This is a genomic window from Promicromonospora sp. NPDC060204, from assembly GCF_042728455.1.
In the GTDB taxonomy this organism is placed as follows: Bacteria; Actinomycetota; Actinomycetes; order Actinomycetales; family Cellulomonadaceae; genus Promicromonospora.
Genome location: NZ_JBHWZO010000327.1, coordinates 1 through 6105 on the forward strand (window position 1 = coordinate 1; position 6105 = coordinate 6105).

6 protein-coding genes are annotated in these 6105 nt (G+C 70.1%); 2 read left to right on the forward strand and 4 right to left on the reverse strand.

Features of this window, described 5'->3' with window-relative positions:
- Positions 1 to 38: 38 nt before the first annotated feature.
- Positions 39 to 755, forward strand: a complete 717-nt coding sequence (locus ACFWEJ_RS26235; RefSeq protein ID WP_377232112.1) for a DUF1361 domain-containing protein — start codon at positions 39 to 41, stop codon at positions 753 to 755.
- 63 nt (positions 756 to 818) lie between these two features.
- On the opposite strand, the gene ACFWEJ_RS26240 is transcribed toward ACFWEJ_RS26235, so the two are convergent.
- The 4 genes from ACFWEJ_RS26240 to ACFWEJ_RS26255 all read right to left on the reverse strand — a co-directional run bounded on the left by ACFWEJ_RS26240 (position 819) and on the right by ACFWEJ_RS26255 (position 5359).
- A complete protein-coding gene (locus ACFWEJ_RS26240; protein ID WP_377232113.1) occupies positions 819 to 2021 on the reverse strand; it encodes a sialidase family protein in 1203 nt (400 codons plus the stop codon).
- A gap of 137 nt (positions 2022 to 2158) precedes the next feature.
- Positions 2159 to 3475: an ABC transporter substrate-binding protein gene (locus ACFWEJ_RS26245; RefSeq protein ID WP_377232114.1), complete on the reverse strand. Its 1317-nt coding sequence runs from the start codon at positions 3473 to 3475 to the stop codon at positions 2159 to 2161.
- Positions 3476 to 3510: 35 nt separating this feature from the next.
- Positions 3511 to 4410: a carbohydrate ABC transporter permease gene (locus ACFWEJ_RS26250; RefSeq protein ID WP_377232115.1), complete on the reverse strand. Its 900-nt coding sequence runs from the start codon at positions 4408 to 4410 to the stop codon at positions 3511 to 3513.
- Complete coding sequence (locus tag ACFWEJ_RS26255) at positions 4400 to 5359, reverse strand: carbohydrate ABC transporter permease (protein ID WP_377232116.1); 960 nt, start codon at positions 5357 to 5359, stop codon at positions 4400 to 4402. Before ACFWEJ_RS26255 ends, ACFWEJ_RS26250 begins: the two co-directional genes overlap by 11 nt.
- Before the next feature lie 238 nt (positions 5360 to 5597).
- On the opposite strand from ACFWEJ_RS26255, the gene ACFWEJ_RS26260 reads away from it, so the two are divergent.
- Positions 5598 to 6105, forward strand: a 508-nt coding sequence (locus tag ACFWEJ_RS26260) for a LacI family DNA-binding transcriptional regulator (RefSeq protein WP_377232117.1), incomplete at its 3' end; no start/stop codon positions are given.

Sequence of the window (6105 nt, forward strand, 5' to 3'; positions counted from 1 at the left end):
CGGGCGCGACGGCGGGGCCGCGGTGATGATGTGCGGTGATGAACGCGATCCTGCTGCTGCCCGCCGGCATCGTCCTGCTCAACGTCTTCGCCCTGGCACTGGTGCTGCTGCGCGCGCCCGTGTTCCGGCTGCCGGTGTACTGGCCGATGGTGCTCAACATCGGGCTGTCCGTGGCGCCCGCCGTGGTGCTCGGGATCGGGCTGCTGCTGGTGCTGGGCGTCATCACGTTCGTGCCCAACCAGGCGCTCATGCTCACCGTGATCGCGGTGGTGCTCCTGGTGTGGGTGCTGCTGCTGCCCAACTCGGCGTACCTGGTGACGGAGCTGAACTTCTCCCACCGGCGGCCCACGGACGACCCTGCGCCGCTCTGGTACGACATCGTGATGGTGCTGTCCCTGGCGCTGTCCGGGGTGCTGAACATGCTGATGAACGTGCTGCTGGTGCAGTTCGCGTACGTGCTCATCGTGCGGCCCAACGACGACGACCCTTACCGGCAGCCCGACTCCTGGGTGCTGGTGGCGCTCACCCTCCTGCTGGTCAGCGTCGGCATCTACCTGGGGCGCTACGTGCGGTTCAACTCCTGGGACCTGCTGCATCCCGGGTCGTTCGTGCGCAAGCTCGCCGGGCACTTCCGGGTGGGCGCGCACTGGCGCACGCTGGGCGGCTTCGTGCTGGTGCACACCCTGTTCTTCGGGCTGATGTACCTGCTGGTGGTCGCGCCCGTGGTGCTGATGGTGGCCGCCGTGAGCGCGTGAGGCTCGCGGCGGCCACCATCGTGCGTGCGGCTGCCTCAGTCCGGCTGGGTCAGTCCGGCTGGGTCAGTCCGGCAGGTCGGCCACCGCGAAGTACGTGGTGCAGCTCCCGCCCTCCGACTCGTACCCCGTGGACAGCTCCAGCAGCTCGCCGCGCTCGGGCAGGGCCAGCAGCGTGGGGCTGTAGTTGGGGCAGTAGTTGTTCCACGGGTCGAGGATGCCCACCGGCGCCTCGGCCGTGGCCCAGGACTCCTCCGGCACGCCCTCGTTGGTCATGATCGTGGACCCGCTGCCGGGCAGCACCGCGCCGTCGGCCCCGTAGAGCATCTGCCCGACGCCGAGGAGCCGCCCGTCACGCGTGCCGTCGTCGTACCAGGAGATGTTCGGGGTGTGCCGGAAGTGCGTGCCGTCCGCCGTCGCGACCGGGCTGCCGATCTCGGTGACGGGCGGCCAGGCGATGCCGTCGGCCGAGCGGCGCGTGTAGTGCCGGCAGTCCTGCACCGGGCCGCACACCTCGTAGCTCATGAGGTAGGCGCCGTCCGGCAGCCGGCGCACCACGGGCATCCCCGGGCGCAGCCCGACGTCCGGCAGCGCGATGACGTCCTGGAGCGGCGACCAGGTCACGCCGTCGGACGACGTGGCCTGCACGATCACCTGGCTGTGCGCCGGCTGCTGGTTCTCGTCCGAGACGTAGAGCACCAGCTCACCGCCGGGGGAGACGGCGAACTCCGGCTCCCACAGCCCCTTGCCGCCCGACGCCGTAGCCGCCGTGGACACGTGCTCCCACGTGCGGCCCTGATCCCGGCTGGCCCACACCGGCAGGGTCATCCGGCGGGTGGACTCGTCCACCTGCTGGCCCACCGACGCCGACCACAGCAGGGTGCCCTTCGGCAGGTCGCCGACCTTGCGCGGCAGCTCGAACAACGTCGAGCAGCACAGCCCCTGCGCCGCCCCCGGGTCCGAGACCGTGCCGGCCCGCTCGAAGCTGCGGCCGTCGTCCGTGCTGGTGAAGATCGCGCCGTGCCCCGTGTCGCCGTCGAACGTGACCGTGCTGACCACGATCGTGCCGTTCGCCCGGCCGGAGTGCTCCAGCCGGATGGCGCGCGGGTAGAGGGAGGTCCCCTCCATCAGGCGGGTCCCGTTCACCGCCCCGCCCGGCGGCGGCTCCGCCCCGCCCGCCCCGCCCGCGCCGGCCGTCGCCGGGGCGACGGCGGTGGACAGGGCGAGCGCGGCGAGCGCCAGGACGGTGAACAAGCGTCGTACGACCATGGGTGGTACCTCTCTGATCGACTCTGATCTCGGCTTCACGCTAGTGATCCTCGGCAAGTGCGTCAACGTTGCACCACCCCGCCCGGACCCGCCCGCCTCGTTGGGCGGCCGGGTCCGGGCGAGCGCGGCCCGGCGGGTCAGCCCGCGGCGTCGACCGCGGACTGCAGCTCCTCGATGAAGCCTGCGGCCGCTTCCTGCGGGGAGAGCTTCCCGAACTGGACCTGCTGGTTGTACCGGGACAGCATGGTCTCGATCTCGCTCGCGCCGTTCGGCGTGATGGGCGGGGCGTCGCCGGAACGCTCGCCCACCAGCTTGGTGAAGTCGAGCAGCTTCTTGGCCTGCTCGTCGAGCGTGGGCTCGAGCGCCGTCTGGAAGGCCTCGTTGGCGGGGATCCCCCGGTCAGTCCCGAAGGCGTGGGCGACCTGGGGGTCGTTGACGAGGAAGTCGATCAGCAGAGCTGCCTCGGCCGGGTGCTCGGACTGGGAGGACGCCGCCCAGTACATCGACGGCTTGGGGTACTGGAAGCCCTCCGGCGTGTCCGGGTCGGCGGGCCAGTCCGCCACCTCGTACTCGAAGTCGGGTGCCGCCGCGGCGATCGCGGTGAACTGGCCGGCGGCGATGAAGGCCATGGCGGTGTTGCCCACTACCGTGTCGCCCTGGTCCAGGGGCACGCCCGCCTTCTCGCTCAGGGCGGCCGCGTCCGGCGCCGCGCCGGACTCGATCCAGTCGAGCTCACGCTGCCAGTACGCGGCGACCGTGGCGGGGTCGATCGCCACGTCACCCTCGGCGTCGAAGATCTGGTCACCTTGCTGACGGGCGAACACCTCCAGGCTGAACGAGTCCGCCCCGAACGGGGACAGGCCGCGTACCTTGCCACCGGATGCCTCGGTGATCGCCTGCGCGGCGGCGTCGAACTCCTCCCAGGTCCACGTGTCGGTGTCCGGCACCGGCACGTCGTACTTCTCGAAGAGGCTGGTGTTCAGCACGACGCCGTTCCCCGCGACACCGATCGGCACGGCGTACAGGCTGCCGTCGACCTCACCGGAGGCCAGCACGTTGTCGGGCAGCGAGCTCGCATCGAGGAACTCCGGCACCGCGTCGAGGTCCAGCAGCGCCCCGCGCCCCGCGTAGGAGGAGAGGTAGAGCTGGTCGAACTGGACGACGTCCGGCATGTCGCCGGCCGCCGCCGTGGTCGCCAGGCGGTCCCAGTACCCGCCCCAGTCCGCGTACGTCGGCTCCACGTGGATCCGGGGGTACTTCTCCTCGAACAGCTCGATCGCGTCGAGGGTCGACTGGTGGCGGGCGTCCGCGCCCCACCAGGTCATCGTCAGGGTCACCTCGCCGTCGCTGAGCTCCGCGTCGGCGGGGTCGGGCGCGATGCCGCACCCGGCCAACCCGACGCTCAGGGCGAGGGCCGAGCCGGCCAGCACACCCCGTCGCGCGCGTCGTTCCATCGTGGTTCTTCCTCCGGTCGTCAGTCGTCGGCTCATCACTTGCCGCCCGTCGTCGCGATGCCGCGCAGCAGGAACCGCTGCCCGAACAGGAACACGAGGAACACCGGGATCAGCGAGACGACGCTCATCGCGAACAGGGCCCCGAAGTCGGACTGCGACTGGGCGTCGATGAACTGCCGCAGCGCCACCGGGACCGTGTAGAGGTCGGGGTCGGTCACGAAGATGAGCTGGGAGAAGAAGTCGTTCCAGGTCCAGATGAACGTGAAGATGGTGGTGGTCGCCAGGGCGGGCACCATGAGCGGCAGGATCACCTGGAGGAAGATCCGGGCGTGGCCGGCGCCGTCGATCCGCGCGGCCTCGTCGAGCTCGCGGGGGATGCCGCGCACGAACTGGACCATCAGGAACACGAAGAACGCGTCCGTGGCCAGCAGCTTGGGCACGATCAGCGGCAGGTAGGTGTTGATCCAGCCGATCTGGGCGAACATCACGTACTGCGGGATGATCAGCACGTGCACCGGCAGCATGATCGTCAGGAGCATCGCGGCGAACGCGACGGTCTTGGCGCGGAACTGCAGCCGGGCGAACGCGTAGGCCGCCATCGAGCAGGAGATGAGGTTGCCCACCACGGAGCCCAGCACGACCAAAGCCGAGTTGAGCAGGTAGCTGCCGAACGGCTTGCTCAGGGCGTTCCAGCCGTCGGGGTAGTGGCTCAAGTCGAACGTGTCGATCAGCAGCCCGGGGCTGGTGAAGATGTCTTCGTTCGGCCGCAGCGAGCTGGTCACCATCCACAGCAGCGGGTACAGCATCACGATCGCCACGAGGATCAGGCCCACGTGGGCCAGGATCCGCGGGCGGCGTCGGCGCTGCTTGATGACGAGGGGGCGCCTGCCCGGCCCCGTGGTCGGTTCGGTGGTCAGAAGAGTTTCAGTCGTCATAGAACACCCAGTACTTCGAGGCCCAGAAGTTCAGGGCCGTGAACGCGCCGATGATGATGAGCAGCAGCCAGGCCAGGGCCGAGGCGTACCCCATGCGGAAGCCGGCGAAGCCTTCCTGGTAGAGGTACAGCGAGAAGAAGAGCGTCGAGTCGGCCGGTCCGCCGCTGCCGTTGGAGACGATGAACGCCTGCGTGAACGACTGGAAGCTGCCGATCAGCCCGAGCACCAGGTTGAAGAAGATGATCGGGCTCAGCAGGGGCAGCGTGATTTTGCGCAGCTGCTGCCACTTGTTCGCGCCGTCGGTCGACGCCGCGTCGTAGTACTGCCGCGGGATCTGGCGCAGGCCGGCGAGGAAGATGACCATCGGCGCGCCGAAGGTCCACACGTGCAGCACGATCAGGGTGCCCAGCGCGGTGTCCGGCTCGGCCACCCACGCGGGTCCCTGGATGCCGAACAGGCCGAGGAACGCGTTGAACAGGCCCTCTCCGCCGAACACGAGGCGCCACAGCACGGCGATGGCCACGCTCGCCCCGAGCAGGGAGGGCAGGTAGAGCACCGACCGGTACAGGGCGAGCCCGCGGATGCCGCGGTCCAGCAGGAGCGCGAGGCCGAGGGCGACCGCGAGCTGGATGGGCACCGAGACCACGACGTAGGTCATCGTCGCGACCAGCGACTTGCCCAGCCGCTCGTCGCCGACCATGCGCTGGATGTTCTCCAGCCCCGTGAAGTTCGGGTCCTGCAGCAGGTTGTAGTCGGTGAACGCCAGGTACAGGGAGGCGAGCATCGGGCCGAGCGTGATGGCGACCAGGCCGAGGAGCCACGGGGCCAGGAAGACCGCAGCGGCCTTCGAGTCCCGGCGTCGTTCCTTGGCCAGCGCCTGCTTCTGCTCGGTGGTCAGACCGCTGCGGCCGGCGCGGCGCAGCGTCCGCAGCTCGCCGATAGCGCTCACGACGTGCGCCCCGGGCTGACCGGACGAGTGCGCCGTCCGGCGGCGGACCCTCCGTGAAGGGTGGTGGGAGCTGAGGACACAGATGCTCCTTCGGATCGTGTCGTGCGTCTTCGCAGATGGTGTACGAGGAATAGTGATCGTTCACTTTTCCGTCCGGCGTCAACATAGTGAACGTTCACTATGCTGTCAACGCTGGTGTCGGCGGCCCGCCGGCCGCCGCGAGCGAGAGGATGGCGGAATGTCCGAGAATGCCGTGCGCCGGCCGACGATCGTCCAGGTCGCGCGCCTCGCGCAGGTCTCCCACCAGACCGTCTCGCGGTACCTGCGGCACAACGGCGGGCTCAAGCCCGAGACGGTGCGCCGCGTCGAGGCGGCCATCGAGGAGCTCGGCTACCGGCCGAACCTGCTCGCCCGCTCCATGCGCACCCGGCGCACGGGCCGGCTGGCCGTCCTGCTGCCGGCCCCGGCCCTGCTGCTGCCCACCCGCCTGCTCAGCGCGGCGGCGGTGGTGGCCCACGACGCGGGCTTCCTCATGGAGGTCGTGAGCGTCGAGGGCGGGCCGGAGGAGCGCACCGAGCGCGCGCTGGAGCTGATCTCGTCGGGGCAGGTCGAGGGCGTGCTCTCGCTCAGCTCGCTGCCCGGGCTGAGCGACCAGCCGTCCACGCCGTCGAGCGCCGCGTTCGTGGTGGTGGGGGAGTACGACGACGAGCTGCACGGCATCGGCGAGCTGGCCGACGCCTCGGTGG